Origin of the sequence: Clostridium sp. CM74B_53, from assembly GCF_036318045.1 — a bacterium.
Lineage (GTDB): Bacteria > Bacillota > Clostridia > Lachnospirales > Lachnospiraceae > Pilosibacter.
Window position 1 is genome coordinate 26,902 of the sequence record NZ_JAWQDE010000006.1, and the last position, 26,311, is coordinate 53,212.

At 41.1% G+C, this 26,311-nt stretch carries 35 protein-coding genes and 1 pseudogene; 34 read left to right on the plus strand and 2 right to left on the minus strand.

The genetic code is table 11. The annotated features are described in order from the left end of the window. The first annotated feature begins 33 nt into the window (after positions 1-33). From cls to V2546_RS06690, 5 genes are all read left to right on the plus strand, one after another. Entirely contained in the window at positions 34-1,593 is a 1,560-nt protein-coding gene (gene cls, locus V2546_RS06670) for a cardiolipin synthase (RefSeq protein ID WP_329751898.1), read from the plus strand. A 172-nt stretch (positions 1,594-1,765) separates the two neighbouring features. Continuing rightward, on the plus strand, positions 1,766-3,199 hold the full coding sequence (locus V2546_RS06675) for a phospholipase D family protein (protein WP_117515923.1): 1,434 nt from the start codon (positions 1,766-1,768) through the stop codon (positions 3,197-3,199). An 18-nt stretch (positions 3,200-3,217) separates the two neighbouring features. Next, complete coding sequence (locus V2546_RS06680) at positions 3,218-3,889, plus strand: response regulator transcription factor (protein WP_117504378.1); 672 nt, start codon at positions 3,218-3,220, stop codon at positions 3,887-3,889. Then, on the plus strand, positions 3,889-4,938 hold the full coding sequence (locus V2546_RS06685; protein WP_329751899.1) for a HAMP domain-containing sensor histidine kinase: 1,050 nt from the start codon (positions 3,889-3,891) through the stop codon (positions 4,936-4,938). Before V2546_RS06680 ends, V2546_RS06685 begins: the two co-directional genes overlap by 1 nt. A gap of 25 nt (positions 4,939-4,963) precedes the next feature. Then, positions 4,964-6,028, plus strand: coding sequence for an FUSC family protein (locus tag V2546_RS06690; RefSeq protein WP_117471136.1), 1,065 nt, complete (start codon positions 4,964-4,966; stop codon positions 6,026-6,028). Positions 6,029-6,546: 518 nt separating this feature from the next. Here the strand turns inward: V2546_RS06690 and rd are convergent. Further along, the gene (rd, locus tag V2546_RS06695) at positions 6,547-6,711 is read right to left on the minus strand and encodes a rubredoxin (protein WP_005608410.1); all 165 of its coding nucleotides are present in this window, start codon (positions 6,709-6,711) and stop codon (positions 6,547-6,549) included. Positions 6,712-6,937: 226 nt separating this feature from the next. Between rd and V2546_RS06700 the strand changes: the two genes are divergently transcribed. The 26 genes and pseudogenes from V2546_RS06700 to V2546_RS06825 all read left to right on the plus strand — a co-directional run bounded on the left by V2546_RS06700 (position 6,938) and on the right by V2546_RS06825 (position 22,312). Further along, entirely contained in the window at positions 6,938-7,831 is an 894-nt protein-coding gene (locus V2546_RS06700) for a DUF4368 domain-containing protein (protein WP_329751900.1), read from the plus strand. 138 nt (positions 7,832-7,969) lie between these two features. Continuing rightward, positions 7,970-8,248, plus strand: a complete 279-nt coding sequence (locus V2546_RS06705) for a hypothetical protein (RefSeq protein ID WP_329751901.1) — start codon at positions 7,970-7,972, stop codon at positions 8,246-8,248. 130 nt (positions 8,249-8,378) lie between these two features. Then, on the plus strand, positions 8,379-8,828 hold the full coding sequence (locus V2546_RS06710) for a hypothetical protein (protein WP_330363074.1): 450 nt from the start codon (positions 8,379-8,381) through the stop codon (positions 8,826-8,828). A gap of 53 nt (positions 8,829-8,881) precedes the next feature. Continuing rightward, positions 8,882-9,277 (plus strand): hypothetical protein, encoded by a 396-nt coding sequence (locus tag V2546_RS06715; protein ID WP_003500120.1) that lies wholly within the window; start codon positions 8,882-8,884, stop codon positions 9,275-9,277. 48 nt (positions 9,278-9,325) lie between these two features. Next, positions 9,326-9,577, plus strand: a complete 252-nt coding sequence (locus V2546_RS06720) for a hypothetical protein (protein WP_329751902.1) — start codon at positions 9,326-9,328, stop codon at positions 9,575-9,577. Between the two features lie 33 nt (positions 9,578-9,610). Next, positions 9,611-9,820: a hypothetical protein gene (locus tag V2546_RS06725; protein WP_329751903.1), complete on the plus strand. Its 210-nt coding sequence runs from the start codon at positions 9,611-9,613 to the stop codon at positions 9,818-9,820. A 38-nt stretch (positions 9,821-9,858) separates the two neighbouring features. Beyond that, positions 9,859-10,311: a VOC family protein gene (locus tag V2546_RS06730; RefSeq protein ID WP_154260674.1), complete on the plus strand. Its 453-nt coding sequence runs from the start codon at positions 9,859-9,861 to the stop codon at positions 10,309-10,311. Between the two features lie 36 nt (positions 10,312-10,347). Beyond that, positions 10,348-10,938 carry a hypothetical protein gene (locus V2546_RS06735; RefSeq protein ID WP_020989788.1) on the plus strand — a complete coding sequence of 197 codons (591 nt, stop codon included), beginning with the start codon at positions 10,348-10,350 and terminating at the stop codon, positions 10,936-10,938. 52 nt (positions 10,939-10,990) lie between these two features. After that, positions 10,991-11,227 (plus strand): hypothetical protein, encoded by a 237-nt coding sequence (locus tag V2546_RS06740; RefSeq protein ID WP_291222436.1) that lies wholly within the window; start codon positions 10,991-10,993, stop codon positions 11,225-11,227. 410 nt (positions 11,228-11,637) lie between these two features. Beyond that, positions 11,638-12,270, plus strand: coding sequence for a GyrI-like domain-containing protein (locus tag V2546_RS06745; protein WP_329751904.1), 633 nt, complete (start codon positions 11,638-11,640; stop codon positions 12,268-12,270). Beyond that, positions 12,251-12,382: a DUF6440 family protein gene (locus V2546_RS06750; RefSeq protein ID WP_329751989.1), complete on the plus strand. Its 132-nt coding sequence runs from the start codon at positions 12,251-12,253 to the stop codon at positions 12,380-12,382. Before V2546_RS06745 ends, V2546_RS06750 begins: the two co-directional genes overlap by 20 nt. Before the next feature lie 80 nt (positions 12,383-12,462). After that, positions 12,463-12,873 (plus strand): hypothetical protein, encoded by a 411-nt coding sequence (locus V2546_RS06755; protein ID WP_215701972.1) that lies wholly within the window; start codon positions 12,463-12,465, stop codon positions 12,871-12,873. A gap of 91 nt (positions 12,874-12,964) precedes the next feature. Continuing rightward, positions 12,965-13,147 carry a hypothetical protein gene (locus V2546_RS15695; RefSeq protein ID WP_486463571.1) on the plus strand — a complete coding sequence of 61 codons (183 nt, stop codon included), beginning with the start codon at positions 12,965-12,967 and terminating at the stop codon, positions 13,145-13,147. Between the two features lie 64 nt (positions 13,148-13,211). Next, positions 13,212-13,706, plus strand: a complete 495-nt coding sequence (locus V2546_RS06765) for a transposase (protein ID WP_329751905.1) — start codon at positions 13,212-13,214, stop codon at positions 13,704-13,706. Beyond that, complete coding sequence (locus V2546_RS06770) at positions 13,703-14,176, plus strand: helix-turn-helix domain-containing protein (RefSeq protein WP_329751906.1); 474 nt, start codon at positions 13,703-13,705, stop codon at positions 14,174-14,176. The genes V2546_RS06765 and V2546_RS06770 overlap by 4 nt, the downstream gene beginning before the upstream one ends. 92 nt (positions 14,177-14,268) lie before the next feature. Continuing rightward, positions 14,269-15,069 (plus strand): hypothetical protein, encoded by an 801-nt coding sequence (locus tag V2546_RS06775; RefSeq protein WP_329751907.1) that lies wholly within the window; start codon positions 14,269-14,271, stop codon positions 15,067-15,069. Further along, on the plus strand, positions 15,062-16,855 hold the full coding sequence (locus V2546_RS06780) for an ABC transporter ATP-binding protein (protein WP_329751908.1): 1,794 nt from the start codon (positions 15,062-15,064) through the stop codon (positions 16,853-16,855). Before V2546_RS06775 ends, V2546_RS06780 begins: the two co-directional genes overlap by 8 nt. After that, positions 16,852-18,102 (plus strand): ABC transporter ATP-binding protein, encoded by a 1,251-nt coding sequence (locus V2546_RS06785; RefSeq protein WP_329751909.1) that lies wholly within the window; start codon positions 16,852-16,854, stop codon positions 18,100-18,102. The genes V2546_RS06780 and V2546_RS06785 overlap by 4 nt, the downstream gene beginning before the upstream one ends. Beyond that, positions 18,047-18,655, plus strand: a complete 609-nt coding sequence (locus V2546_RS06790) for an ATP-binding cassette domain-containing protein (protein WP_329751990.1) — start codon at positions 18,047-18,049, stop codon at positions 18,653-18,655. Before V2546_RS06785 ends, V2546_RS06790 begins: the two co-directional genes overlap by 56 nt. A 217-nt stretch (positions 18,656-18,872) precedes the next feature. Continuing rightward, positions 18,873-19,646, plus strand: coding sequence for a DUF134 domain-containing protein (locus V2546_RS06795; protein WP_329751910.1), 774 nt, complete (start codon positions 18,873-18,875; stop codon positions 19,644-19,646). A gap of 137 nt (positions 19,647-19,783) precedes the next feature. Next, on the plus strand, positions 19,784-19,909 hold the full coding sequence (locus V2546_RS06800; RefSeq protein WP_486463575.1) for a DUF6219 family protein: 126 nt from the start codon (positions 19,784-19,786) through the stop codon (positions 19,907-19,909). 3 nt (positions 19,910-19,912) lie between these two features. After that, entirely contained in the window at positions 19,913-20,368 is a 456-nt protein-coding gene (bcp, locus tag V2546_RS06805) for a thioredoxin-dependent thiol peroxidase (RefSeq protein WP_118531187.1), read from the plus strand. Then, positions 20,368-21,120, plus strand: a complete 753-nt coding sequence (gene yaaA / locus V2546_RS06810; RefSeq protein WP_329751911.1) for a peroxide stress protein YaaA — start codon at positions 20,368-20,370, stop codon at positions 21,118-21,120. The genes bcp and yaaA overlap by 1 nt, the downstream gene beginning before the upstream one ends. A gap of 145 nt (positions 21,121-21,265) precedes the next feature. Further along, positions 21,266-21,376: pseudogene (locus V2546_RS06815) on the plus strand (FUSC family protein); the annotation flags it as partial. Between the two features lie 96 nt (positions 21,377-21,472). After that, a complete protein-coding gene (locus V2546_RS06820; RefSeq protein WP_329751912.1) occupies positions 21,473-22,063 on the plus strand; it encodes a nitroreductase family protein in 591 nt (196 codons plus the stop codon). Positions 22,064-22,132: 69 nt separating this feature from the next. Further along, a complete protein-coding gene (locus V2546_RS06825) occupies positions 22,133-22,312 on the plus strand; it encodes a hypothetical protein (protein ID WP_215701968.1) in 180 nt (59 codons plus the stop codon). 191 nt (positions 22,313-22,503) lie between these two features. Here V2546_RS06825 and V2546_RS06830 read toward each other — a convergent pair whose 3' ends face one another. Continuing rightward, on the minus strand, positions 22,504-23,427 hold the full coding sequence (locus V2546_RS06830; RefSeq protein ID WP_329751913.1) for a LysR family transcriptional regulator: 924 nt from the start codon (positions 23,425-23,427) through the stop codon (positions 22,504-22,506). Between the two features lie 174 nt (positions 23,428-23,601). Between V2546_RS06830 and V2546_RS06835 the strand changes: the two genes are divergently transcribed. Genes V2546_RS06835 through V2546_RS06845 form a run of 3 tightly spaced genes read left to right on the plus strand, consistent with a single transcriptional unit; the run spans position 23,602 to position 26,264 of the window. Next, complete coding sequence (locus tag V2546_RS06835) at positions 23,602-24,435, plus strand: ABC transporter permease (RefSeq protein WP_118531193.1); 834 nt, start codon at positions 23,602-23,604, stop codon at positions 24,433-24,435. Next, a complete protein-coding gene (locus V2546_RS06840) occupies positions 24,428-25,210 on the plus strand; it encodes an ABC transporter permease (protein WP_021904003.1) in 783 nt (260 codons plus the stop codon). Before V2546_RS06835 ends, V2546_RS06840 begins: the two co-directional genes overlap by 8 nt. A gap of 13 nt (positions 25,211-25,223) precedes the next feature. Beyond that, positions 25,224-26,264, plus strand: coding sequence for an ABC transporter ATP-binding protein (locus V2546_RS06845; RefSeq protein ID WP_021904004.1), 1,041 nt, complete (start codon positions 25,224-25,226; stop codon positions 26,262-26,264). Positions 26,265-26,311 lie beyond the last annotated feature (47 nt).

Sequence of the window (26,311 nt, forward strand, 5' to 3'; positions counted from 1 at the left end):
AGAGCTGACGTAGAAAGAAGAGGTGGAATACATATGAAGCAAGATACCTTAGAAGGAAAAGCAAAAACAAAAAATGGAATAAAACGATTGTGCTTTTCCATAATCTGCATTCTTTTGGAAGTGATTTTTATTATTACTATCGTAACACGCTTGAATGAATATGCAGAAATCATAAATTTATTTACCAGAATTTTAAGTGGAATCTTAGTTTTGAGATTGTATGCGTCAGATAAGACATCTTCTATGAAAATGCCTTGGGTCATTTTAATTCTGATTTTCCCAATTATGGGTGTAGGCCTGTATTTATTGATTGGCTTGAATGGTGGCACGCATAAAATGCGTGAGCGATATGCAGAAATTGATAGCAAATTGTTACCAATGCTTCCAGACAATCAGGAGTGTTTAAGCAGAATAAAAGAAAAGATTCCGAAAGCAGGAAATATTGCAAGTTACATACAAAGAAATTCGCGGTATCCAATCTATCAGAATACGGATATCAAGTATTTTGATGAAGCAGTGAAGGGATTAGAGGCACAGCTTGAAGAACTTGCGAAAGCACAAGAGTTTATCTTCATGGAATATCATGCGATAGAAGATGCTGAAGCTTGGCATAAGATTCAAGATGTTCTGGAAGAGAGAGTAAAAGCCGGTGTGGAAGTCAGGGTATTCTATGATGATATGGGGTCTATAGGTTTTATTAACACAGATTTTGTAAAAAAGATGGAGAGTATAGGAATTCATTGTCGTGTATTCAATCCATTTGTGCCAGGCTTAAATCTATTTTTGAACAATCGTGATCACAGAAAAATAACAGTAATTGATGGAAAAGTTGGATTTACAGGTGGATATAATCTTGCAAATGAATACTTTAATTATACGCATCCGTATGGGCAGTGGAAAGATACCGGTATTCGTTTAGAAGGAGATGCTGTTCAGTCACTTACAGTGACATTTTTAGAAATGTGGAATGCTGTTAGTGAAAAAGCTACGAATGATACTGATTTTAGTAAATACATTATTCATTACGATTATAAAGCACAGCAAACAGGTTTTGTTCAGCCTTATGCAGACAGTCCTATGGATAATGAGCAGGTCGGAGAAGAAGTTTATATCAGTATGATAAATAAGGCCGAAAATTACTGTTGGTTTATGACACCATATCTAATTATAACAGACGAAATGACACATGCGTTATGTCTGGCTGCTAAGCGAGGGGTAGACGTAAGAATTATCACACCAGGAATTCCTGATAAAAAATTCATTTATAATATAACTCGCTCTTTTTATCATGGATTGGTTAAACATGGAGTGCGAGTTTATGAATGGACACCAGGATTTTGCCATGCGAAAATGAGTATAGTGGATAACTGTATGGCAACCTGTGGAACAATCAATCTGGATTATAGAAGCTTATATCATCATTTTGAAAACGGCTGTTTCATGGCAGATTGTCAGGCAGTTGTGGAAATTAAAAATGATCTGATAAGAACGATGGGAGAATGTCGTGATGTAACAGATCAATATTGTACTGGGCGCAGTGCATATTTGCGACTGGGACAATTATTTATGAGATTATTTGCTGGATTGTTATAAGAATTTAGTGAAACGACCTTTCAAAAAATAGTTGATTTTGAGAGGTCGTTTTTGTTATGTCTGATTGCCGGTACAGGAAATTTACATGGATAAAATTAATTCTGTTGAGGTAAAATTGAGGTTGACTTTGTATTGTATAGACATAAGATGAAAAAAAGTCAGGTGATGTGCGATGGGAAAACGTAAGATATGTAAAATTGTTTTTGTTATACTGTCAATTTTTTTATGTGTGGCTTTTTATGAATTATTTGGAATCTGTATTGCATATAAAAAACAGCCGGAAGTGTCTAATACCATTAAAAAAGAAACACAAAATGATTCGTGGAACGAACGCAGCGAGAATATGGAACGAGCAGTGATCATAGAAAAAAATCCAGAAGCACTTTTACAAAGAGTGCGTTTGATCCGAAATGCAAAAGAAGACATTATTCTTTCTACTTTTGCATTTCAATCAGATGAAAGTGGAAAATTGATCTTAGGAGCACTGCATGATGCGGCAGACAGAGGTGTGCATGTTCGTCTGTTAGTAGATGGAATGGAGAGCTGGGTTGATATGGAAGGCAATCCGTATTTCTATGGATTATCTTCCCATGAGAATGTTGAAATTAAACTGTATAATAAGGCCAATCCGTTGAAACCATGGAAGATGATGGGGAGAATGCATGATAAATATTTGATTGCAGATGGTAAGACATATATTCTTGGTGGAAGAAATACATACAATTATTTCCTGGGTGATTTTCTGGGACATAAGAACTATGACAGAGATGTGTTAGTGGTTTGCGATGAACCTGAGAAAGAAAATTCAGTTAACCAGTTGTTAGAGTATTTTGAAACGATATGGGAACAAGAAGACAGTGGTTATTTTCATGACAATAAAAAACTGGCAAATAGAAAATCTGTAAAGAACGCAGTTTTAGAGCTGCAGAACGGCTATCAGAAATATTTTGAAGAGAATAAGGAAAGAATCTGCGATACCGATTACACGGACGAAACTTTTGAGACAGAAAAGATTGCATTAGTGTCAAATCCTATCCACACAGGTCCCAAGGAACCAGTAGTCTGGTATCAACTGGGAGAACTAATGAAAAATGCAAAAGAGCGCGTGAAAATTCATACACCATATATTATCTGCAATGATATGATGTATAATACATGGAAAGAGATTGCGGAGAGAGTTCCCGATTTTTCTATCATGACCAATTCGGTTGCCAACAATGGAAATCCGTTTGGTTCTGCTGATTATGCGAGAAACAGAAACAGAATTTTAAATACAGGAATTGATATCTGGGAGTATGAAGGCGGCTATTCTTACCACGGAAAAAGCATCCTGATTGATGATGATCTATCCGTAATCGGTTCCTTTAACATGGATATGAGAAGCACGTATCTGGATACGGAACTGATGCTTGTAATACGTAGCAAAGAGATTAATAAACAGTTGGAAGAAGGCATGATGGAATATGAAAGAGTGTCCCGACAGGTATTGGAAGATGGAACCTATCGTGATCCGTATCATGTAGAGCCAATTGAATTGACAAAGAAGCGTCAGAGAAACGTACTTTTGGTACAGCATCTGCTTGGATGGGCAAGATATCTGTTCTGATAAAGGAGGAAGAAGATCGTGTTTCAAATATTAATTGTAGAAGATGATAAAGAATTAAGCCAGCTATTCCAAAAAGTGCTTGAGAAGAATGGATATCAGGTCAAAAGTGCATCGGATGGAGCACTGGCATTAGAAATATTGGATAAAGAGTATATTGATCTGATCATTTCCGATATTATGATGCCGGTTATGGATGGTTATGAACTGGTGTCGGAACTCCGTTCAGCAGGATATCAGATACCGGTACTTATGATCACTGCGAAAGGTTCCTTTGATGATATGCGCCAGGGATTTCTTTCGGGAAGTGACGATTATATGGTAAAACCGGTAAATGTGAATGAAATGGTTTTAAGAGTCGGAGCACTGCTTCGCCGTGCACAGATACTGAATGAACACAAAATTGTGATCGGTTCAACAGAGTTTGATTATGATGCAATGACGGTTACAACTGATAAGGAAAGTCTTGTTTTGCCTAAAAAAGAATTCCTGCTTTTATATAAGCTTGCAGCTTCGCCAGGCAGAACATTTACAAAACAACAGTTGATGGATGAAGTATGGGGATACGAGACGGAGGCAGACCCACATACGATAGAGGTACATATAGGAAGAATCAGGGAACGTTTGAAAGATAACCCTGATTTTGAAATCGTAACAATGCGTGGAATTGGATACAAGGTGGTGAAAAAATAATGGAACAAAAGAAAGAAAAAGGATTGCGGATCCGATCCTGTCTGACTGGTGCAATCTGGCTGGCACTTGTATTTTCAACAGTCATATCTGCGTTATTATTTGCTTTTTTGAATCATTTTTTTAATCTGCCTGGTAGCATACCTGTGCTTGGCTGGCTTTTGATTTTTAATACATTGATTGCAGGGCTGATTACTTCCTTTATCAATGCAAGGTTGCTGGAACCAATTACCAGACTCAGTAAAGCAATGAAGGAAGTTTCGCAGGGAGATTTTGAACAGCACTTGGAAACGAACAGCCGTATCGCAGAAGTTGGAGAATCTTACCAGAGTTTTAATGTGATGACAAAAGAGCTTCGTGCAACAGAAGTACTGCAGATGGATTTTGTCTCCAATGTTTCTCATGAGTTTAAGACCCCGATCAATGCCATTGAAGGGTATACAATGCTTCTTCAGGGAGAAGAACTGTCTCAGGAGCAAGAGGAATATGTAGAAAAAATCCTGTTTAATACCCAAAGGCTTTCCGGATTGGTTGGAAATATTTTGCTGTTATCCAAGTTAGAGAATCAGAACATACCAATGAAAAAAACAGAATATCGTTTGGATGAACAGATCCGTCAGGCATTTCTTTCCCTGGAGACAAAATGGACAGAAAAAGAAATTGGTTTCCAGGTAGAGCTGGAGGAAGTTAAATATACTGGGAATGAAGGACTTTTTATGCATATATGGATGAATCTTTTAGATAATGCGATTAAGTTCAGTCCTGCAAAGGGGACAATTATGATGTTTCTGAAGCAGGAAAAGGATTCTGTAATGTTTATTCTGGAAGATGAAGGACCGGGAATAGAGGATGATGTGAAAACCAGAATATTTGATAAATTTTATCAGGCAGACGGTTCTCACAAAGCAGAAGGAAATGGTCTCGGCCTTGCACTTGTGAAACGGATCGTAGATAGTGCTGGCGGGACAATCAAGGCAGAAAACCGGGAATATGGTGGATGCAGATTTGTTGTAGAGCTTCCAATACAGAAAGATGAGGCCATAGAAGTTTAAGAAAAACAGATAGAGGAGGAATTACATGACATTTTATCAGGAATTGCAGTTAAATCAGGCAGGTTCTAAAAATCTGTTGAAAAAGAGTGAAACAGTGAAAGAAAAATCATATCATATACTGGTATATTTGGTAAAGATAGCTGTTACAATGGCATTTTGTTTTTTATTTGTTACTATTTTCAGTATCTTATTTGGAAATGAGAATAGTATTGTGGGTGTAGTAGTTTTATTATGCCTTATGGTATTTCGGAATGCGGATCTGGGGATCCACACCGGACAATCTACGATGCTTTTGGCTTTGTTCTTTGTAATTATGACTGTATGTCCGCATTTAGCAAACCAGCTTTCACCGGTACTTGGAATGCTGTTAAACATTGCTGCACTGGCAGTGCTGATTCTGTTCGGATGTCATAACCCATTCATGTTTAACCAATCCACATTGGTTCTTGGTTATCTGTTATTGTATGGATATGATGTAACAGGAAAAAGTTATCAGATGCGATTAACCGGAATGGCATTAGGTGCAGCACTTACCTGCTTCGTATTTTATCGAAATCATAAAAACAGAACGTATAAAAGAAATTTGAATGATTTGGTACAGGAATTTGATATATCTTCTTCCAGAACAAAGTGGCAGTTATGTCAGATCATATGCGTACCGGCAGTACTCTGCATTGCGGAACTCTGCAATATGCCACGAGCAATGTGGGCTGGAATTGCGGCAATGTCAGCAATCTTACCATTTATGGAGGATATGCAATACAGAGTCCGCAAAAGGATTGTCGGAAATATTGCAGGTGTAATATGCTTTACAGTACTATATTTTCTGCTTCCGTCATCCATCTATACATACATAGGAATCCTTGGCGGAATTGGTGTAGGACTTTCTGCAAAATATGGCTGGCAGGCAGTATTTAACACATTTGGTGCTTTGGCCATTGCTACAGAGAGTTATGGACTAAAAGGAGCAGTTGGTCTTAGAGTGATTCAGAATGTTTTTGGCGTTGTATTTGCATTAATATTTTGTTCTATGTTTTATTGGCTTATGTCGAAAAAAAAGGAAACAGTGGTAACCGTGGCTGCAAAATAACGTGGGTTAGAAAGAAAAAAGGTTAATCCGGAGATGGCAGCTTTGCTGACGAGTCTGGCAAAGAGTATAAAGATGTAAGGGAAAATGTAAGATCTGTTGGCTTTGGGAAGAATCCTAAGGGTGACAGATCTTTTTTAGGTTTTATTCTGCTTTGGATATACTAACCATAGTGCTAAAATTACATTGCCAGATCGTGAAAACAGGATATAGAATATAATTAACAAAAATAACCATATAGGTTATAAATATTTAGGAGAAAGGAATGAGGTTTATGTTATATGAATTTTTGAAAGACAATTATAAGGAAGCAGAGCCTATATTCTTTTCTGATATAGTGATTGAATATTAAGTAAAAACATAATCTAAGACAGGCGGCCATCCGCCTGCTCTTGACATGCCTAGCAGTAACTGTTATATATAAAACAAGGGTGAAAAGCCTGATTTGTAAGCTTCTCACCCTTCATTATCATAGAAGAATCTAATTTACAGAGATTTTCTCATAGTCTCGCATTTTCTGCTTAGTCTTCTACAGGAACAAAAACATCTTTTCCTAATCCACAGATCGGGCATACCCAGTCATCTGGAATATCCTCAAATGCAGTTCCTGGAGCGATACCTCCGTCTGGATCGCCTACTGCCGGATCATAAATATAGCCACATGGTTCACATTCATATTTTTTCATAGTTATTTTCTCCGTTTCATTGTTGATTCATTTTGTTAATAGATTTCTACTGAATTTTTCAGTATTTTGTTGCTTTTTTATGTATGTCTGTATTATACATGATACTTTCTATTTTGTCAATAACAGTAATTATTATTATTTTTATTTTGCGTATTTTAAATTCAGTAATATCTGACTAAAATGTTACGAAAAAGACTGGTTCTACACTATTTCTGAAAATCTGGCAGTGCATTGCTCTTTCTCATTCGCAAAGAAATATGGAGTGGATTTTGCAGTTGTCAGAGACAGAGAGAAAAGTCCTCCGGTCTATACGGTTTTCTTTAAGGCAAAAGATACAGACGCGGTTACAAGAATTTTACAGGATTATTCAGCAAAGCAGATCAAGAAGCCATCGTTAGAAGCAAAACGTCGTATGATGGATTTGGATAATCTGATAAAAGGTCTGTATGAGAATTTCACACTGGGGCGATTGCCGGAGAGACAGTTTAACCGCCTTATGACGGAATATGACACCGAACAAAGCAACCTAGAGCAGAGAAATTCAGAACTTGAAACTGCTACAGAACGTATATCCACTAAGGCAGTGCAGATTGATAAATTTGTGCGACTGGTTAAGAAATACCGAGATTTTGAGGAACTGACAACACCTATGCTTAATGATTTTATTGAAAAGGTTGTAATTTATGAAGCTGAGGGTGGCAGAACAAAAGACCGTACTCAGCAAGTGGATATTTATTTCAATTTCATTGGAAATTTTGTTCTTCCACTCAGTGAGGATGAAGTGGAAGCCTTGCAGTCAGAGGAAGCACGCAGAGCGGAAGAGATTGCTGAAAGAAAGAGAAAATCTTCTAAGAAATCTACGCAGAAAAGAAATCATAAGCGTGCAGAGATCAAGGCAAAAGCAGAAGCTGGAGATTCTGAAGCTATGGCAGAATATAAAGCAATCCTTGAAAAAGGCAGACAGAACAACCGTAAGAGAGCTGAAAAAATGCGAGAATTGAGAATGTCTGACCCTGAATATCGGGCGAAGATGGAAGAGAAAGAACGCTTGGCATTGGAAAGGGAAAAGAAACGTCAGGAGCGTGCTACAAAGAAGAAAAAGATTGCTTTGGCAGAATGAAAGGAGCAGGCAGAAAAAGGTAATCAGGAAGCCATCAGAGAGCTTGAGGAGCGTAGAGCCATTGCAAGGGAGCGTTCAAGGAAATCAGCAGAAAAGCGTAAACAGAGAGCAGAAAATGACCCTGAATATGCGAAATATTTGGAAGAAAGAAATACAGAATATAACAGACGGCATACCGCAAGGAGAAAGGAGCAGATGGAAGCCTTGAGAGCCAGGGCAGAAGCCGGAGATCAGAAAGCACAGAGTCATCAGCTTGCAGAGCGTAAACAGTATCAGGTTAGAGCCACAGTGAAGAGCTACAGAAAAATGCGTGAAGATGCATTGAATGGAGACCCTATTGCAAAAGAGAGATATGAAAAAACACTGGCTATGAGACGTGAAGCGTATCATGCAAAGAAAAGAGAACAGACAGCCTGACAATATGCATATGATCAAGATACATTAGTTGCAGAATTGATGAGAATAAGCGGGAGCGATGCAATTATTGTATTAGCTAAAGAGCTATGGTATTGTATAGATAGTTTAACAAATCGGAATTTTATAAGGAGTGAAAAGAAAAGTGTGTGAGGAATGTTACTCTGATGAAAATAGAATAACGCCTTTACTAAATCCGCTGGACTGTTTGGAAAACCACACTCAATATATTTGTGGAACTTGTGGACGGTGCATTTGTATCGAGCATGACCCAAATAGAGGATTGCAACGATGGAATTTTCCTTTTAAGTCATTGGAAATTGCAAAACTATATTTGCGAACAGCGGACTATACAACGAAAAGTGCGTGTGGTATTTATGAGATAGAGAACAATAAAGGAAGATTATCTTATAAAATATTTCCAGGGAATGATGAGTTAAATCTATTTTTGAAAAAGAATAAAGACAAGAAATGCAGGCAAATGATGCCTGTGTTTAGTGCTGGAAAGTATAAAGAATATCCACACACAGAAGTACGAAAATTGACGCCTGATGAAATAAAACAATATATGAGTGAACGCTAAATTCATATTTATCGGGGAGTAAATAGAACAAAAATCGGAATTTGGAGGAACTTATGATGAAAAAAATGATAATGGCATTATGTATATTTATTTGTGTGTTTACTTTAGTTGCGTGTTCTGGACAACAAACAAACGAACCACTTACTTTAGGTGTCAATGCGATAATAACAGAAATTGATAAAGAAAATAAAATCATAACCACAAAAGATAGCGGAGAAGAAGGTGTTTTAGGAGATGATTGTCTTATTGATTGTTCCCAAATTCCTATGATCTATTGTAATTATGATACACAAGATGTTGTAGGTATAACACTTGATGATTTACAGGTGGGGGACGAAATCATTTTGACTATTCGGAGCTCGGAAATAGAAAATCTTCAAAAGGAAGATGACAATAAAGCAAAAATAGCAGTTGAACAATTACAATTAGGTACACAGAGAATTAAATAATTTCCAGTTTTTGAAACTGAGAAATCGGAAGTTATGGAGGGAATAGAAATGAAAATAAATTTTCGACTGCAAATAATTGTTACTCTGATTTTAGTCATTGCGGGATTTATAAGTTCTTTATGGTTCAATAAGGATATATACTATAATCTTGCGTGGGCTTTTACGGGTCTTGCTTTTTTCATTAACCCAGTATATCCCCAAAATGCAATTCATTTAGAAGAAGAAAAAGCGAAAAAAGGAATACGAATAGCAGGAATGATTTTAGTTTTTATCGGACTAACAAATGGATTTGGTGTATAAATTCTAATTGATATAAAAAAGGAGGACACATAGATGAAAACAGTGGTTCTTTATAATATTATTTCTTTTATCATCATCGTTGCTTTGATTTTTGTCTTAAGGATTGTTAGTAAGAGTAATTTAAGACAAAATCAACAACTTGTTATTAAAGTCATTGCAACTATTTTAATTGTTTGTGTGATAGCGTTCGTGCTTTTTATTGATGTAATAGCATTTGGCATTATAGGACCAGTTCCAAATTAACAATTTCAGTTTGATGAAAAAAATTATTGGAGAAAAATATGGTTGGAAGAATTTATCACGTTGGATTAACCGTTTCTGATTTGGATCGTTCGATTGCTTTCTACAGAGATATTCTTAGGCTTGAATTTCAGGGCGAAATCTTTATGGAAGGCGAAGAAACAGATAAAATGTTCCGTAAGGAAAATTGTAAAGCAAGGGTTGCATATTTGAATGGTTCAAAGGCTCTTGAAGCACCACCGGTTGAATTGATTCAGTTTGTAGACAGCAAAATCCATAAAGAACAATCAGACTTGTTTACGACATCTATCTCAGAAGTATGCTTTTACACGGATGACATTGATTCTGTCTACAAAACTCTTATCGAAAATCATGTGGAGTGCTTGTCTGAACCGCAGTATTTCGATTTCAGGGCAGATGGATTTGGGGAAAGCAGAGCGTTTTATTTCAGAGACCCGGATGGAATCATTCTTGAGATGATGCAACCGTTATAAAAGGACACCAAATCGGAATTTTGTGGAGGCACATCAATGGAAACGATTTACGAAAAGTATATGGCACTTCCCATAGATAAGGGACTTTTATGTTTAGAATATGGAGATATTGCAGAGCCGTATTTTTGCTATCCCGTCAACGCAAAGCCAATCGGATTTGAAGGATGTATTCTGTATTGCTTTTTGCCGGAATATGGAGAAATGGTATTTGCCTGCAATCCAGAAAGTTGTGTAGACCAAAATGTATATCCATTAGCGGCAAATTTTGAAGATTTTATCCGTTTAATCTTGGCTTGTGGTACTGCTAACCCATTGGAGCAAATCGTTTGGATGGATAAAAATAAATTTGAAGAACACATGGCAAACGAAGAAAAAATACTGACCGATGAGCAGAGGACAGCGGCACAACAGCTACAGCGGGCATTAAGTTTGTTACCAATAGAAAATCCGTTTGAATATGTCAAATCCATTCAAAAAGATTTTGATGGTAGTAAAATACAATACAGTGATGAATACTATGAAGTTACCGGCATAGAGAACCCTAAAGGAACTAACACCCAAGATAAGCATTTAGTTGAATTTGAACCTGTCGTTTTTGAATTTAACCGCAAACAAGATAGCGACTAACAACTTCAAGTTTTTGAAACTGAGAAATCGCAATTTAAGGAGGCAAAGTACAATGAAAAAAGCTATTATTATGATGATTGTGGTATTTGCTTTAGTTGTTTGGCCGTTCAGCGGTGTGTGGCAGCTCTTGTCTGGCATCATTGGCGGTGGAGTCCGAGAATCCTTTATTTATCCGATTTATGGTGGAATTATTCTTCTTTCAGGTATTATAGTCGTTTGTACTGAACTCATTCTGGAAGAAATCAAATCGTTAAAAGACGATATAAAAGATAAAAACGAAGGATGCTGACAACTTCAAGTTTACAGAACTGAATCAAAAGAGCTCGAAGGAGCTCTTTTTCCTTTTTTATAATAGTATCATTATGGTATAATAGAGACATTAAAATCGAAATTTGGAAAGGGGTGCACTGCCATGCTGAGAAAATTGAATTGTTTTTTAAACATCGTTATTGGTTCATTCATAGGAGTTTTTATTGGGTACGGAATTTATAAGTTCTGGCACTTTAAAACTTATCCAAATTTATATGTCATGCAGTCTGCACCGTGGTACACAGAGTTACTGTGGGATGGTGCTATAGTGGCTGTTGTGGTGGTCGTATGTATTGTCCTAAAGCTGGTTATTTGGAGAAAATTAAAGCCATAACTTCCCATTTATTGGGAAGTCGCTGAGAACGAAAAATCGGAATTTTGGAGGTTATTATGGCTTTTGATTTTAAAAAAGAGTATAAAGAATTCTATATGCCGAAGAATAAACCAGAGATTGTAAATGTACCTAAGGCAAATTATATTGCAGTTAGAGGAAAAGGCAATCCAAATGAAGAAGGCGGAGCATATCAACAAGCAATCAGTGTTCTATATGCTGTTGCATACACATTAAAAATGAGTTACAAGACTGATTATAAAATTGAAGGATTTTTTGAATATGTTGTTCCGCCATTGGAAGGTTTTTGGTGGCAGGATGATGTCGAGAGTGTAGATTATACAAATAAGTCTGCTTTCAGCTGGATTTCTGTTATCCGTTTGCCTGATTTCATTTCTAAAGCTGATTTTGACTGGGCGGTAGAAACAGCAACGAAAAAGAAGAAACTTGATTGTTCGTCAGCAGAGTATCTTACGATTGATGAGGAATTATGCGTTCAAATTATGCATATAGGTTCTTTTGATAATGAGCCAGCAACTGTTGCGCTTATGGATACTTATTTAGAACAAAATGGATATGTTAATGATATTAACAAAGACAGGTTGCACCACGAGATTTATATGTCTGATGCAAGAAAGGTTGCCCCAGAAAAATGGAAAACTGTAATTAGACATCCAATTAAGAAAGCGTAAAATTCCTGTAGATAAGGAGACGGGAGTTAATTACCTTTGTTGGAAGTCCGGATATGGAGCTGGTGTTACACCTCTCCTGGACTCTGAAGGAAAAGTTATAGTTACAAAGTAAAATCCAGTTTGCCACTGCATTTGCAAATGCTGGACGGAGATAAGAGAATAACAAAGACTCAAGTGAGTAGGAGAAAATCAATGAGAAAAGATATTTATAAATCCAAGAGAACAAAAAGAACAGAAATCACTTCGTGGGCACTTATAGTGGTGGTGGTGTTGGCATTGCTGTCGCCTTTTATTTATCGCAAGGTTTTGGTACGGGATTCCGTAACAGAATACAAAGAACTGCTGGTCATAACGAAAGGTAAGGCTAAAAAAGTTGACAGGGGATACAATTGGAAGAAAAGACATTATAGTGGTGCGAGCAAAACTACAACAATGTACTATGTAAGAGTCAATGCTTCTGACCTGGATTGTGGTGAAGAAACTATGAATGTAGAAGTGTCATCAAGTATTTATGATAATGTCGTGGAAGGTGAGTATCATGAGTTTACAGTTGTTACGGACACACTGATCACGGGAAAGAAACGGGTGCGGATTTATTATTAAGTGCTTTTGAGATATTGATAAAATATGTGAAAAAAAATAAGCAGATAAATGGATTTAATATAAAAATTGAGATTTAAGGCGGCAAAAATAAATGGATAAAGAAAAGAAGAGAAAACGCAATTTGGTGTTAAATGGAATAGCTATTCCCATTGGGAATATGGTATTTCAGACATATTTAGTTGGTGCCGGAGCTTCATCCTTGCGTGAAGCCATCAAACTATTCTGGACCTTCCGTGTTCCGTGGGGATGGACATACCCCTGTGTGTTAGGATAGTTGTCAGTGAAAGATAATTACTTTTGTGGTAGTATAGAGCTATCGCAGGAAGGGAGCTTTCATTATGAACTATAGTCCAGAGTTAAAGGATGCACTCCTCAGGAGGATGCTTCCACCAAACAATGAATCCATTACAAAAATTTCCAGAGAAGAAGGTATTTCCGAACAGACATTGCGTAACTGGCAGGACAAAGCCAGAAAGGAAGGCTATGCCACTCCTGGTACAGATGCCATCCCAGACAATTGGAGCACACAGGATAAATTCTTAGTTGTTGTTGAAACAGCGAGCATGAATGAAACGGAACTTGCTGAATATGCCCGTAAAAAAGGACTTTATGTTGAGCAGATTAAGGCTTGGAAAGATGCCTGCATGAATGCAAATGGCGGCATCGCTAAAGAGGCCTCCCGACTAAACCGGGAACTCAAGGATTCTGAAAAAGAACGCAGAAAACTTGAAAAAGAATTACAACGCAAGGAAAAAGCTCTTGCCGAAGCTGCAGCTTTACTTGTATTGTCAAAAAAAGCAAATGCGATCTGGGGGGATCCCGAGGACGAATGATTAGCGCCTCAGACCGCGAAAATGCTGTACTGCTAATCAATGAAGCTATTGCATCTGGTGCATCCTGCAAAAAAGCCTGTTACCGTCTCGGAATTACAGAAAGGACTTTTTACCGCTGGAAAAAAAGAAAATCAGATATAAATTCCTATGAAGATGGACGTCCCACAGCGGATCATTCAGAGCCGGCAAATAAGATCCCGACAGAAACCCGAAAGGAAATCATAAATATCTGTAACAAGCCTGAATACGCCAGCATGGCGCCATGTGAGATCGTTCCAACACTAGCCGATGAAGGCATCTATATCGCCTCTGAATCAACCTTTTATCGTGTTTTACGGGAAGAAAAAATGTTGAACCATCGTGGACGCAGTGAAGCACCAAAGCATAACCGTCCGTCTACATACAGTGCAACAGCACCCAATCAGGTGTATATGTGGGATATTACGTATCAATATGGCTCAAAATGCTAGAAAAAGATACATAGACAATAAAAGATTATTTCTCAATGCAGAATATAGTGAAGAAATGATGATAGAGTTGTTTAATATGATTAATAAACATTATGAATAAATTGCAAATAGAATTTTTAAATAAGGACAATGTTGATGATTATCAGGCTATAATGGAATGCATTGATCCATGGTTTGGGACGGTTCCAATAGATTACAATAAGGATAGCTTTGGCGATGAATTAGCTGGGATTAGAGAACGGTTGTATAATTATCAAAGCATTTTTTTAAATTCTTTTATAGATCCCCAGAGCGTATATAGTCTTATGAAAGATGTAATAATTATTATTGCTTATAATAACAGCATAGCAAATTTTTTCTTAAAAAGGGAAATGCCAATTTTTGCATGTACATATCCTATGAATTCCCAAGTGATTTGCTTTTTAGCGTGTGTAGAAACTGATTTAATATATCAAGTATTTGTACATGAGTTAGTGCATGCATATAGACTATGCCAATTGAAGATAAAAACATTTAAGGATTATATAGTATACAATAATTTGTTATGCAATGTGATTTATGAAGAAATAGTTGCGTCATCTTTTGAGAAAAGTATATTTAGTGTATTATCTTGGAATGAGATTATGGGAGGTCAATTTAAGAAGATATATAAAGAGGACATAGACAGATGCATAACGGCTATTAAAAAATCCAAAGATATTGAGGAACTCAATAAGTTATTTTTAGAGGAACGCAAAAGGGATATTATATATTCATTTTGTAAAATGTATGCTCTTGACAAAAAGGTGGATCAATTATTGCCGTTATCTGCTAAAAATGGATTGATGAATATTGTGTACGATTCTGGAACATTTATTCGTAATCAAAATATAAAGGGGTGTGATTATGATTAAACGGGGTAAGAGGTATTCGATTTTGAGTGCGGTCGGACTGTGCGTTCGATGCAGCGCTGGTGTCTCGGTAGCAGTGATGTTACTGTATTTGTTCCAAGGGCTTACGCCAGCTCTGCTCACACTGGCGACAGGGGCCTTCATTGATGCGGCGATAGGGCTTTTGCGGTCCGGGGAGTATGCCGACGTTGGGAGAGCGCTGACTGCGGTGTCTCTACTAGTGAGCTTCGATTGGATTTCCAACCAACTTCTCGATCTTCTGGTGGGGCGGCTACGGATCGATGTGCGAGAGAGGTTCGGAACGGAGATGGTGGAGAAGGTCGCTGATCTTCGATATCGATATGTGGAGAATCCGGAGAGTTGGGATCTGATCACGAAGATTTCCACTGATACGGATGAGAGTATCTTGAATGCATTTCAGGCGTTGCTGGCGTTTTTGGCGCTGGTATGGAAAGCGCTGGGTTTATTTCTGGTGATGTTTCGATATGTGCCAGCAGCGGCTCTGGCTGTGACGGCCTGTGCGGTGCCTTTGGTAATGCTGTCTTTGGCCGGAGGGCGAGCCAGTTATGCCGGAATCAGCGAGACCCAGGGGCTAAAGCGGCGGTATGAGTATATTTCCAGGCTTTTGACCGGAAGGGATGCGGCGGAAGAGAGGACTTTGTTTGGCTGGGCCGGATATTTCAATGGTGAGTGGGAGAGTGCCTATAAGAAATGGCTCGGAGTAAACGCGAGGGTGAATCTGAAATCTTTTGCGAAGGCGAAACTTGGCAGCATCTCCTTGGTGTTGATCGCGATCGTGGTGATGACTGCGCTGATTCCTGGCGTCGTGGCAGGAGAGATTACGATTGGTATATTTATGGCTTTGGTTTCGAATATATTCTCACTGGTCCAACTCATGTCCTGGAGTCTGCTCCACAGCGTCAGCGAGATCGCGAAATATAACGAGTTTTTTCATGATGTTGAAACCTTTACCAAAATGGATTTTAGGGAGGCGGAGAGCGTGAGCTGTGAATTGCCGGAGTTCTCTTCGCTGGAGTTTCGCGATGTTACTTTTGCCTATCCGGGGACTAAGCGAAAGGTGCTTGACCATCTCTCGTTTCAGATTTCAGCCGGGAAAAGCTATTCATTTGTCGGCGCAAACGGGTGTGGGAAGACTACGATTACGAAGCTGATCGCTGGGCTATATGATGATTATGAGGGACAAATTCTGATTAACGGAACGGATATTCGGGAGTGGGGCCCCGGACGGATCGCAGGTTTTTTCTCTATTGTCTATCAGGATTTTGCCAGATATGGACTTTCGCTCTATGAGAATATTGCCATCGGGGATGTGGAAAAACTGTGCGGAGACGAAATCAATCTGGTTCGTTTTCAAGATGTTGTCGATATGATGGAGTTAGGCGAGATCGTGTCTGACTTAAAGCATGGGATGGAGACGAAACTGGGGAAGATCGTGAGGGACTCGGAAGACCTGTCCGGCGGGCAGTGGCAACGGGTGGCAATCGCCCGGTGTCTTGTGAGCGACCGCCCTGTGAAGATTTTAGATGAACCGACGGCGGCGTTGGATCCTGCTGCAGAGAGTGCGCTGTACGAAAAATTCCGTATCATTAACCAGAAATATACCTCTGTTACGATCAGTCATCGGCTGGCAAGCGCGAGACAGACAGACGTTATCTTTGTGATCGAGAACGGGAGAGTTTCCGGTTCAGGAAGCCATGAGACGCTGTACAGAGAAAACAGGTTGTACAGGGAGATGTACGACAGTCAAAGGAGCTGGTATCAGGGATGAAGAGACAAAAAGAATGTTTTATCGGGGTCTCCGCAGTAGTTCACTTATTTCTAAAGATCGCCGGAGCCATGCCTGTTGTGTTTCTGCTGTTTCTTGTCGTGAATGTTCTACACGGTACGGCGTGGGCGTTAGAAACACTGGCAAGACAGGTGTTTTTTGACGGATTACAGAGCGCTGTGGAGAGAAACTCACTCCAGGCCGCTTATTCTGGAGCTCTGTGGGTAGGAGCGGCCGCGGTCTATGTGCAGGTACTGAATGGAGCTGGCAATTTTATTGGGCAGCATATTTTCAATCCTAGGGCAGTGAACACGCTGACAAGAGAGTTTCACACACAGACGGCGCAGTTGCCGCTGTATGAGTTCGAGAAGGAGACGACTCTGGAAACGATTGAGAAAGCCCGGCAAGGAATCAACGGGACCGTGCAGCTTCTCAGAGCCGTGATTTCGATTGCCATGTTCAATCTGCCGTATGTGGCGTTCATGGGGGTGTATTTGTACCGCCTGGATCCGATCCTGGTTCTTTCGTTGCTGTTTATCTTTAGTCCTATGGTGTGTGCCCAGGTGATAAAAAGAAAGGCGTATCGGCGGCTGACCGATGAGACGGCAGCTCTCGAGAGGGAGTACCGGCATTATTCGGACTGCATGATTGATAAGAGGTATTGGAAGGAGACTCGGACGCTGGGAGCTGTCGGCTTTTTCATGGAACGATTTCGGGCGGTGCTTGCAAAGTATGATAAGAAGCTATGGGAGACAGATTCCAGGTTGTATCGAACAGAGCTTTTGATGCGTGTTTTGACTCTTCTGGGATATCTCGGAGTGCTCTTTCTTCTGGTGCGGTCGTTGCTTTCCGGGAACATCTCGGCTGGGGCGTTTGCGGCGGTGTTCACTTCCATTGATTCCATTTTCCGGTTCATGGAGAACATCGTGGCGAGAAGCGCCGGAAATATTTCACGACACATGGCGTCGGTAGGGAATTATCTTGAGTTTTGCCGGCAGAATGGGTTTGCGGCCGACGATGGCCAGGTCAGAGGAGCTTCTGACGGCTGCTGTATTGCAGAGGAAAGTGAAAGCGGCAGGGAAAGCTGTGCCGTCATTGTGGAAGACGTTTCTTTTGCCTATCCCAATGCCGACCGACCGTTTCTCGATAGAATATCGGTTCGGATTCGGAAGGGGGAGACGGTTGCGGTCGTTGGTGAAAACGGAGCTGGAAAAAACTACCTTCGTAAAGCTTGTTCTGGGACTGTATGAGCCTTCCTCTGGGTGGATTTTGCGGGAACGGGACAGTTTTGTCTCTCAGTCTGCAGTCTTCCAGAATTTCCAGAAATACCGGATGCGACTGGATGACAATATTTGTTTGAAGGAGCTAGAATGTCGGGATGCGGAGGAGATGGAACGGGCTGCGTCTCTTGCTGGAGTGGAGTACGGGAACTCCGATCTGTATCCGGAGAAATTCGGGACGCTTCTCGGCCGGGAGTTTGGTGGTGCCGAACTTTCGGGTGGCCAGTGGCAACGGATCGCCATTGCCAGGGGACTCTATAAGGAGCATGACATGATTGTGCTGGACGAGCCGACGGCCAGTATCGACCCGCTGGAGGAAACCCGTTTGTACCGCATGTTTGCAAGGATGGCGGAGGGGAAGACGGCGTTTATCGTAACCCACCGAATTGGCTCGGCCCAACTTGCCGATCGGATTCTTGTGTTTGACAAGGGAAAGATCGTCGAGCAGGGAACGCATGAAGAACTGATAAAGTCTGGTGGGAAGTATGCGTTTTTGTATCGTGAACAGGGAAAGTGGTATTAGATGAGGGCTGCGGATCGTTCTTTGCCAAAGTGGGACAACTGACTGGACATGTCAGTTGAAAACTTTATTTCATATGTAAAGATGATGGTTTTGAAAGTACGATTCAGATACCCTGCAGGAACAGTAGCTGATTTGAAAAAGGCATATGTCAAAAAGAGTTATTGACATATGCCTTTTATAGAGTTAATATATAAAAAAAGCGAAAAAGGAGCAGTTTATGCCGAGACCAGTAAAATGCAGGAAAGTCTGCCATTTCCCGAATGTTTTAGAATTCTTTCCGGCAGATGATACTGAGAAAAAAGTACCCATTGTTCTGACTGTAGATGAATACGAGACAATTCGTCTTTTGGACAAGAAAGGTTATAGTCAGGAGCAGTGTGCAGAATCTATGCAGATCGCAAGAACAACAGTTCAACGAATTTACGAGATTGCCAGGAAGAAAATAGCAGATGCTCTAATTGATGGACATCCGCTCAGAATAGAAGGTGGGGATTTTAGAATCTGTGATGGTCAGAGCAGTAACTGCAACCTTGGAGGATGTTATAAGCAGGAGATATATCAAAAATATGCAGTAGAAAAAGGAGAAGATATCATGAGAATAGCAGTAACATATGAAAATGGACAGATTTTTCAGCACTTTGGACACACAGAGACATTTAAGATCTACGATGTAGAGGAAGGAAAAGTGGTACATTCAGAAGTAGTAGATACGAATGGAAGCGGACATGGTGCATTGGCAGGAGTTCTTAATGCATTAAATGCAGATGTTTTGATCTGCGGCGGAATCGGAGGAGGTGCTCAGACCGCGTTAGCGGCAGCAGGCATTAAGCTTTTCGGAGGAGTTTCAGGAGATGCGGATAAAGCGGTAGAAGCTTTTATCAATGATACACTTGATTATAATCCGGATGTGAAGTGTTCTCATCATGAGCACAACCATGGGGAAGAACATGCATGTGGTGAGCATGGATGTGGAAGTCACAGCTGTCATTAGGAAGGATATAATTATGCTAGCACGAAAAGGTAATGGAAGAATTATCGTGATACATTCTTTTGTATTATTTGATAAAATGGCAGATTACATTTTCAATATGGCAGTTAAAGCCCGTGAATGCTGTATCAATCGCTACAGTGATTAAGTATTTTGCATGCAGCGCTCTTATATGTATGATTATGTCTATGTATACGGGACATAAAATGATTTCAGGTAATAAAAAAACAAGAAAACAGGTGGAAAATACAGAAGCGGAGGAATAGTAAATGTTAGAGTCAGGAATCAAAGCACCGGATTTTGAACTGCCGGATCAGAATGGGAAAATGCATAAATTAAGTGATTATGCAGGAAAAAAAGTAATTTTATATTTTTACCCAAAGGATAACACGGCAGGCTGTACAAAGCAGGCATGTGGTTTTTCCGAGCGTTATCCTCAATTCACTGAGAAAGGAGCAGTTGTTCTTGGGGTAAGTAAGGATTCCGTAGCTTCTCACAAGAAATTTGAGGAAAAATATGGATTGGCATTTACACTTTTGGCAGATCCAGAGCGCAAGGTGATCGAAGCATATGATGTATGGAAAGAAAAGAAAAATTATGGAAAGGTTTCTATGGGTGTGGTAAGAACGACATATCTTATCGATGAACAAGGGATTATCATCAAAGCCAATGATAAAGTCAAGGCGGCAGATGATCCTGAAAATATGCTTAAGGAATTGGTATAATGAAGATCATATTGTCACCTGCAAAAAAGATGATTGTAGATACTGATAACATAGCACCGGTTGAACTGCCTGTCTTTATTGATAAGACAGCAGAAGTATTGAGCTGGATGAAAAGCAAATCAAAAGAGGAACTGAAGACTATCTGGAAATGTAATGACAAGATTGCAGAGCAGAACTTTAACAGATTGGAAAAAATGGATCTTTACAGTAGACTTACTCCGGCTGTTTTAGCATATGAAGGGATTGCATTTCAATATATGGCACCAGCTGTGTTTGAAATCCAGCAGTTTGAGTATTTGCAAAATCATTTAAGAATCCTGTCTGCGTTTTATGGCATTTTAAAGCCGATGGATGGTGTGACTCCTTATCGTCTTGAAATGCAGGCAAAAGCTGAGATTGAAGAAAAAACAAATCTATATGATTACTGGGGGGACCGGTTATATCATTCAGTAATTGATGACAGCAGGACTATCATAAATCTGGCATCCAAAGAATATTCAAAATGCATAGAAAGGTATCTATCGGATAAAGATAACTACATCACGATTACATTCTGTGAATTGTCAGGTGATAAGCTGGTTACAAAAGGTACCTATGCGAAGATGGCCCGCGGTGAAATGGTTAGATTCATGGCAGAGAATAATATTGAAAATCCTGTAGATATACAAAAGTTTGATAGACTTGGATATACTTTCAGAGGAAATCTGTCATCGGAGACGGAGTATGTTTTTGAGCGAAAAATCATAAAGTAGAATCTGCGGACAAAATATAAAACGTCTGCTCATTGCCGGAATGGTGATGAGTATGGCGTTTTTTTGATGCCGAAAACCGGGTGACGACCTGAAAAGAAACACAAAATGATTCATATAATGTATAATACATGAGAGAATATTGCAGAGAGTGATTCAGAATGTTTTCGGCGTTGTATTTGCATTGGTATTTTGTGCTATGTTTTATTTGTTTACGTCGAACAAAAAGGAAACCGGGGTGACCGCAGATGCAGAGTGAGGTGGATTGGAAAGAAAGTAAGTGGTACACGATGTCCGGTGGTCAGAAATGTATTGACTGGAAAAAACATTGAAATCAAAATTTACGGAGAAGACTATGATACGAGAAATTGAGAACAGAAGAAGTATAAGAAAATATAGATCCGATGAGATTGACAGGAAGCTGATCGAAGAGATCATATATAGTGCTACTCTTGCGCCATCAGCCAAAAACCGGCAGCCATGGAAATTTATCGTATATCAGGGAGAAGAGAAAGATAAACTGGTTGAGGTTATGCACCATGGTATAAATTCAGAAAAAATCACACATGAACTTATGCCGGAATGGGCATTTGCAATCCCCGATGCTGAAAATACAGTCAGAATCATGCAGGAGGCGCCGTGCCTTATAGCAGTGCTTAATACAAATCAATATACACCATTTGCAAGCATCGAGAGAGAAAAACGGATCGTAGAAATTTGCGATTCGCTGTCGATCGGTGCGGCTGTTGAGAATATGATATTGACAGCGACCGGATATGGATTAGGTACATTATGGATTGCCAATACCTGCTTTGCCTATAATGAGCTGATAGAATTTATCGGAACAGACAACCAGCTGACAGGAATTGTTGCCGTTGGAGCTGCAAATGAAGCTCCGCCGAAAAGGCCACGAAAAGCATTAAGAGATGTTGTCGAGTATAGATAAAGAAATCTTAGAGAAATTTTAAACTGCCAAACAACGAAGAGATAAAATTCATATTGGAGATGATCAGCTTTGAAGAAAGCATATGAGCAGGAAATAGAAATGTGGAACCGGGTTTTTGAGGAATGTATACCGGTGGATCTGAGAAATCTGGATTTAAAGGTGGAACCCATGTTCGATGAAGCTTTGAAGTTATTTGCTGAAAAAACAACGAAAATTTTGGATTTTGGGTGTGGAACAGAACTCGTTTGATGGAGTGATCCTGTCCAATGTTCTGGATGTAATGCCGAAGGACATATCAACAACCGTGATCGATGATCTGGAACGGGTGCCAGAAGATTCGCAGCAAGAAGCCGGATACTGAAAGAGATTGTCCGGCTTCTTTTACGAGGTGCGCCAGACGGCGCACTTTGCAGATGGATATAAATTTCTGGGAGAACGTTTTATTTCTCACGGCAATATTCCCGGATCATTTCCAGAAAATCCCTCGCATGCTGCGGCAGATACCGGTTTTTCCGATAGGCGGCGATGGTAGTTGTGAGGGCCGGTTTATGGCCGACGGAAAAGCAGAGGGCGCGGTTTCCGGTGTACTGGTTTTCATGGTGGAAATAGCTCTCCGGGGCGAAGGCAGCGCCGACGCCGTCCATAGCCAGATGGATCGACATGGAGGAGTTTCTCGTGTGGAGAGAGACCGGTGGATTGATGTTGTACTCTTGAAAGAGATCCAGGGCGATGCCGCCGGTGTTCTGGTCCGGGTAGAGGAGAATGAAGTTTTCCTCTTTTAATAGGGAAAGATCCAGCCACGGGTAGCGGAAGCCGGGGCGGGTGATAGCTTTTGCGGCGAGAGGATGATTTTCATGCAGGACCAGAACGATCTCCTCAGAGCGCAGGATCTGGTAATCCATGGTCTCGGGAAATTCATGGATATTGTAAAGGGTCAGGTCGATGGATGAGGTCTCCAGACTGTTCTCCGCAATGAAATTTACAGCTTCCATGATATTTAAGGTCACATATGGGTATCGTTTATGAAATGGCGCCAACATTGGCTCGATCAGTGTGCTGCCCATCATGATCGGCACGGCGATGTTTAAGCGGCCGCGCTGGCGGTGAGCGATATCGTCGTATTCCTGCATCCACTCATCGCCGCAGGCAACGATCTGTTCGGCGTAGTGGAGGTAGCGTTCACCTATGTAGGTTGGGTAGTAGCGGTTTTCGTGGCGGCTGAACAGCGGAGCGCCGAGACGTTCTTCCAGGTTCTTTAAGTACTTGCTCAGGGACGGCTGGGAGATATAAAGGGATTCGGCGGCTTTGCCGATGCTCTGGTGGCGGGCGATCGCCAGGATATAGCGGGCTTCTTTTAATTCCATACAGGGCCTCCTCATAGCTTTACTGCATAAAAATTATAGATAATATGTATTTGACGTATAGTATATCACTTTTTATAATGAATGTAAAATATAAGTGTAATTGATGAAAAAACAAATATTTATAAGAAACACTAATTAAAATTTATTACGCACAGTTAAGAAAGGGGCAAACCAATGAAAAAGAGCAGTGCATGGTGCATGCTGGTTCCGGGACTGGTGATCTTATTTCTGTTCCTGATGATCCCGCTGCTTCGCGTTCTGGTTCCAAGCGTGTTTACGGGAGATTACCCGTTCAGCGCATACGTGGACTTTTTTAAGGACGAGTATTACAGAAAGATCTTTTTGAGAACCGTGAAGATCGCGGTCATCACCACCTTTGTCTGTATGGTGGGCGGTATCCCGACGGCGTATTTCATCAGCCGCTGTGATAAGAAGTGGAGAGGACTTCTCCTCTCTGCATCGATCTTCCCGATGATGACGAACTCTGTTATCCGAAGCTTTGCATGGATCAATATTCTCGGCAGCAACGGGATCATCAACAAGGCAATGATCGCTATGGGACTGATCGAGAAGCCGATGAAGCTTTTATACACCGACTTTTCTATCATCATTGGTTCTGTCTACCTGTTTCTTCCGCTGATGATCGTGACAGTTGCCGGTGTTATGGAAAATATCGATGATGACATGATGGAGGCGGCACAGAGCCTCGGAGCTTCAAGAAGCGAAGCATTCATGAAGGTCATCTTCCCGATGAGTCTTCCGGGAATCATCGTCGGCGGTATTCTGGTATTTACCGGAACCCTGACCGCTTACACGACGCCGCAGTTATTAGGCGGCAACTCCAACATGGTCATGGCGACCCTGATCTACCAGAGAGCGATGTCCGTCAGTGACTGGACCGGCGCGTCCGTGATCGCCCTCATCATGATCGTTGTAACCCTGGTTGTGATCAAAGGATTTAACGCTCTGGCCGCACGGCTGGACCGCAGAGGTGAAGATTATGCGTAAAAATAAAGTGCTGACCATATGGGCAGCGATCGTATTTGCATTTTTGATGATCCCGTTACTGATCATCACCGTAACAGCATTCGGCGGCGGAAGCGCCATCACATTCCCGATCGAGTCCTTCTCGACGAAATGGTTCGCGAATGTGTTCGCGCTAAAGTCTTTCCGCAGATCATTCCTGACCAGCCTTGAGGTTGCGCTCCTCGCGACATGCATCTCTCTTCTGGTCGGAATCCCGGCGGCTTATGCGCTGGCGAGATCCGGTTTAAAAGGAAAGCAGTTATTAAAGTCCATCTTCCTTTCCCCGACCATCGTTCCGGGAATTGTAATCGGCTTTATTATGTACCAGTGCCTGATCTTGACACTTAGGATCCCGGTGTTCGCGGGACTTCTCGCAGGCCATTTTATGGTGACACTTCCGTATGTGATCCGCGTAGTCGGTTCTTCGATGGAGCAGTTCGACTTTTCCATCGAGGAGGCGGCGTGGAGCCTCGGATGCCCGAAGGGAGCGGCGTTCTTCAAGGTCGTTCTTCCAAATGTGACCTCCGGAATTTCCTCAGCATTCATGCTGGCGTTCATCAATTCCTTCAACAACATTCCGGTGTCCATGTTCTTATCCGGACCGGGAGTTTCCACATTCCCGTCAACACTGATGAACTATATTGAATACAACTATGATCCGACCGTATCGGCGGTTTCCGTACTTTTAATGGCAGCTACCGTAGTCATCATGGTGATCGTAGACCGCACACTGGGTATCGCAGCCCTGGCGAAATAAGGAGAATATGACCATGGCTTTTATGAGTTTAAATGGAATCGACGTAAGTTACGATAAAAAGAAACAGATCTTAAAGGGGCTGAATCTGGAAGTCGAGGAGGGCGAGCTCGTATCCCTCTTAGGACCCAGCGGATGCGGTAAGTCCACGACACTCCGCGTCGTTGCAGGCTTTATCGACCCGCAGGGCGGAACCTTCACATTAGATGGTGAGGACATGACAAAGGTCCCGGTCCACAAGCGTCAGTTCGGTCTGGTATTCCAGAGCTACGCCCTGTTCCCGCACTTAAGCGTTTATGACAATGTAGCGTTCGGACTCAGAACAAGAAAGATGGACAAGGATGTGATCGACAAGAAGGTCAGGGAGATCCTTGAGGTCTGCGGTCTGACAGAGCTTGCCGATCGTTTCCCGAAGCAGATGTCCGGCGGACAGCGCCAGAGAGTTGCCCTCGCGAGAGCACTTGTCATCGAGCCAAAGTTACTGCTCCTGGATGAGCCGTTATCCAACCTTGATGCGAAATTAAGACTTTCCATGCGTGTGGAGATCAAGAGACTCCAGAAGCGCCTTGGAATCACCACATTGTTCGTTACACATGATCAGGAAGAATGCTTCTCCATCTCCGACAAGGTGGCCGTTATGAACGGCGGTGTCATCGAGCAGTTTGACACACCGGAGAACATTTACAGGAGACCGGCGACAGAGTTCGTCGCGAGATTCATCGGTTTCGAGAACTTCCTTGAGCTTGCGAAAAAGCAGGACGGCGTCTACACAGCACCGGATGGAAGCGAGTTCTTAACTTCCATGGATCTCGATTGCGAGAAATTCGCGGGAACGATCCGCCCGGACGATATCTGTCTGGCAGATGATGTTCAGACAGAGAATGTCTTAAGCGGTAAGATCGGTGTCCGCACATTCCTTGGGAAGAGCTACCAGTACGAGGTTGAGACTTCCGCCGGTGTCCTGAAGGTAAATATGGGAACTGACCATGTTTATAAAGAGGGCGAGGAGATCCGGCTGTATCTGCCGAAGGATAAACTGATCCTCGTGAGAAGATAAAAATTAACTTAGTGATCCATCGCGGGGGCAGAGATTCTGTCAACGCG